Origin of the sequence: Nocardiopsis sp. TNDT3 (assembly GCF_003427465.1) — a bacterium.
Lineage (GTDB): Bacteria > Actinomycetota > Actinomycetes > Streptosporangiales > Streptosporangiaceae > Nocardiopsis > Nocardiopsis dassonvillei.
In genome coordinates this window covers 1-3,805 of the sequence record NZ_QPFC01001026.1, presented here as the reverse complement: position 1 = coordinate 3,805, position 3,805 = coordinate 1, and the positions used below count along the sequence as shown (strand labels likewise).

At 72.2% G+C, this 3,805-nt stretch carries 4 protein-coding genes; 1 reads left to right on the top strand and 3 read right to left on the bottom strand.

Annotated features, from left to right (window positions below; all coding sequences use genetic code 11):
* The 3 genes from DQW06_RS23270 to DQW06_RS23260 all read right to left on the bottom strand — a co-directional run.
* On the bottom strand, positions 1-854 hold an 854-nt coding region (locus DQW06_RS23270; RefSeq protein ID WP_117199314.1), incomplete at its 3' end, for a sensor histidine kinase.
* Between the two features lie 7 nt (positions 855-861).
* Positions 862-1,641 (bottom strand): ABC transporter permease, encoded by a 780-nt coding sequence (locus DQW06_RS23265; protein WP_041553377.1) that lies wholly within the window; start codon positions 1,639-1,641, stop codon positions 862-864.
* The gene (locus DQW06_RS23260; protein ID WP_117199313.1) at positions 1,638-2,546 is read right to left on the bottom strand and encodes an ABC transporter ATP-binding protein; all 909 of its coding nucleotides are present in this window, start codon (positions 2,544-2,546) and stop codon (positions 1,638-1,640) included. The genes DQW06_RS23265 and DQW06_RS23260 overlap by 4 nt, the downstream gene beginning before the upstream one ends.
* A 706-nt stretch (positions 2,547-3,252) precedes the next feature.
* Between DQW06_RS23260 and DQW06_RS23255 the strand changes: the two genes are divergently transcribed.
* A partial coding sequence (locus tag DQW06_RS23255; RefSeq protein WP_117199312.1) for a globin domain-containing protein occupies positions 3,253-3,805 on the top strand: 553 nt, incomplete at its 3' end.

Here is a 3,805-nt window from a genome sequence, read left to right as displayed (position 1 = left end):
GGCAGCTGGCTCTCCGCCAGCTGCCCGGGGCGCAGGGCCTGCACGGAGCGCCGGGCCTCGGCCAGGCTCTCCCGCGCCAGGCCGAGCGCGCGGTCCGCGTGCGGACGCGCCGCCCCGGGGTCCTCCCACACCCGCTGCGCCGCCTGGATCTGCGTCACGATCCCGGCGAGCCCCTGGGCCAGGGTGTCGTGGATCTCCCGTGCCATCCGCTGGCGCTCGTCCAACACCCCGGCCTCCCAGGCCTGGGTGAGGAGCTGCGCGTGCAGCCCGGCGTTCTCCTCCAGGGCCGCCTCCAGCCTGGCCACCGTCACCCGGCGCTCCCGGTGCTGTTCGGCCGCCTTGGACGCGATCACGAGCCCTCCGCCGACGGCCACGGTCTGGATGGTGATCACGCCGACGTAGACGAACAGGTGCTCCAGGAACGGCCGCTCCGTGTCCGTTCCGGGGAATCCCATCGTGTTCGTGTACAGCGCGACCGCGGTGGCCGCGATCCCGACGAGGGTCAGCCGCCGGGGCAGCGCCATCGCGCGGAAGAACAGCGAGACCGTGAACATCATGAACAGGGTGTCATGCGCCATCAGCGCCGAGGCCAGCGCGAGGAGCACCGCGAAGTGGATCCCGGCGGGCAGCGGTCGGCCGTCCCGCCACGGCGGCGTGTACCCGAGGAGCACCCAGGCGGCGGTGAGCGCGGTCAGGCCGACGGTGACCGCGTGCTCGGTCCAGTCCGCCACGGGCCGGGACAGGACCAGCGCCGCCGAGGGCAGCAGCAGGGCCCAGGGGGCGGCGGCGAGGAACCCGTCCCACCACCGGTCCCAGTCCCGCACGGCGTCCGCCCCGGTGCTCCGTCGGCTCATCCGCCGCTCACTCCCATCGGAACAGTCGGGCCGCCAGCGCCGCGGCCGCCACGGCGATCCCCGCCATTATCGCCAGTTGGGCGAGTTGCGGCAGCCCCGCGTCCCCGGCTCCGCCCGACCAGCTCTCCAGCAGGAGCCGGGCGCCGGGCGGCGCGAACTCCCCCGCGCGCACCAGGAGGTCGGGCAGGGCGTTCTGCGGCAGGAAGACCCCGCCCAGGAGCAGCAGGAGCATGTACAGCGTCATCGACAGGCCGTTGGCCGCGCCCGCGCTGGGCGCCACGGCGGCGATGAGGACCCCCAGCGCGATGAGCGAGGCGGTCCCGACGGCGAACGCGGCGGTGAACAGCAGCGGCCGGCTCGGCGGCTCGACGTCCAGGACCAGCCAGGAGGACAGCACCAGGAGCGCGGCGGAGACGGCCGCCGCGGCGGAGACCACGATGATCTGCGCGCTCAGGAGCGTTCCGGGGTGCATCGGCGTGGTCGACATCCGGCGCAGGACGCCCCGCTCCCGGTAGGCGGCCAGGGTGGTCGGCAGGTGCTGGACGCACAGGATCCCCATGCCGAGGATCAGGGCCATGGGAGCCCAGGTGTCGACGAAGCGCAGGCCGCCGAACTCCGGGGAGGGCTCCCGCAGCGTCGGCAGGGCGCCGAGCCCGAGCAGGAGCGCGGTGGGCAGCAGGATGCCGACGCTGACCGCCACGGGCTCGCGCGTCAGCAGCCGGGCCTCGGTCGCGGTGACGCGCAGCAGGGTGGACACGGTGGCTCTCCTCCTGGTGTCGGTGCTCATGATTCGAGGGCCCTTCCGGTCAGGACGACGAACGCGTCGTCCAGGCTGGAGCGCTCCACGCGCAGGTCCTCGGCGACGACGTGCTCGCGGGCCAGGACGGAGGTCACGGCGTGGAGCAGGTCGTCCCGCCCGGCCACCCGGACCTGGCGTCCCCTGCGGTGCGCGGAGACCACCTCGGGCCGCGCGGTGAGCAGCTGCTCGTCGAACCCGGGGGGCGCGCGGAAGGTCACCCGCTGCTCCGGGCTGGCCCGCGTGACGAGCCCGTCCGGGGTGTCCAGGGCGGCGACGCGGCCCGAGTCGATCAGCGCGAGCCGGTCGCAGAGCCGCTCGGCCTCGTCCATGAAGTGGGTGACGAGCACGACCGTGACCCCGGATTCGCGCACGTCCTCGATGAGGTCCCAGGTGTCCCTGCGCGCCTGGGGGTCCAGTCCCGTGGTCAGCTCGTCGAGGATGGTCACCGCGGGTCGGCCCACGAGGGCCAGGGCGATGGACACCCTCTGCTTCTGTCCCCCGGACAGCCTGCGGTACTGGGTGTCGCGCTTGTCGGCGATGCCCAGCCTCTCCATGAGCTGACCGGTGTCGGCCGGGGAGCGGTAGAAGGAGGCGTAGAGGTCGAGGGCCTCCCCGACCCTGATCCGGTCGGGCAGCCGCGCCTCCTGGAGCTGGATGCCGAGGCGCTGGCGGACCCCGTCCCGCTTCCGCCTCGGGTCTTGGCCGAGCACGGTGATCGACCCCGCGTCGGTGGGGCGCATCCCCGCGACGCACTCGACCGTGGTGGTCTTCCCGGCCCCGTTGGAGCCGAGGATCCCGAAGATCTCACCCTCCTCGACGGAGAAGGACACGTCGTCGACGACGACCTTCTCCCCGTAGCGCTTGTGCAGGTTCCTGACGTCGATGATCGGCATGTCCCGAGCATCGCCCGCGGCGGGTGCGCCGCGGATCGCCCGCCCCGCCACGGGATCGGTGGATCGCGGCGTCAACCGATCGGTTGACGCGCTCCCTCCGGACGGTGCACGGAGGCCGTCTGTCACACGAAGGACGAAAGTTGTCGCTGATAACTCAGGTAGCACTGTGGCCTCATGCGCTACCAGAGGGTAATATCCTCAAACGTCGACATTTCTGTTACATTGCCACAACAGGCACAGTAAAGGGGGTAGCGAACGTTGAAACGGTCGTCGCTCACCCCTCACGTGGCATTCAGCGCTATCCGAACCTTGGATGTGTACTGAATCCGGAAGAAGACGAGGCAGCGATGAGGGTTCCCGACACCCCCGCTACTGCCGAAGGAGCGCTACGTCCGTCCCCTTCGCCCCAGCCCGCGCACACGGCCCCGTCAGGAGCGCCGGAGGCTGGGAGTACCCGAAGGGCGGAACCGGCCGCCGGGGCGGCCCATCCGTTCCCCGGGACTCCGCCGGGCCAGCGGTGAGCTGAGGCCCTCCCGCGCGCGTCCGGTCGTCCGGCTCCGCGCGCGTGGAGCCCGCACGTGTCCCCTCGGTCGGCGAACCAGTGGGGAACGCGTGTCCGCACCCCCGGCATGACTACGCTCCGTCACCACGGTGGTACGTGCACCCCCGTGGCACAGCCCTTTCCGCGACCTGATTGGAGGCTTCCTTGTCTCCCCGCTCCATCGAAGAGGTACCGCTCCCCGCCCCCGCCGTCATCGAGGCGGTCCGGCAGTCGTGCTCCGCGTTACCGCCCGGCTCCACCCGTCTGGCCGACCGCTTCTACCAGAACCTGTTCGAGATGGCGCCCGCCGTCCGCGACATGTTCCCCGCGAACATGCAGACGCAGAAGGAGCGCATGGCCTTCGCCCTGCTGGAGGTCGTCCGCTACCTCGACGAGCCCGAGGAGGTCGCCGGGTACCTGAGGCGGCTGGGCGCCCAGCACAAGCGGGACATGGACATCAAGCCCGAGCACTACCCCTACGTGGGCCGTGCCCTGGTGCGCGCGGTCAGCGAGGTCTCGCCGACCTGGTCCTCCTCCATGAGCTCCGCCTGGATCGTGGTCTACGAGTGGATCACCGCCAACATGCTCGCGGGGGCGCGCGAGGCCGGGTCGGGCGGGTCGGCCGGGTCGGGTGAGTCCCGGACGGCCAGGCACGCCGGGTCCGAGACGGCCAGGCACGGCAGGGCCGCCGCGTCCCCGGCCGAGGAGCGCCCCGCAC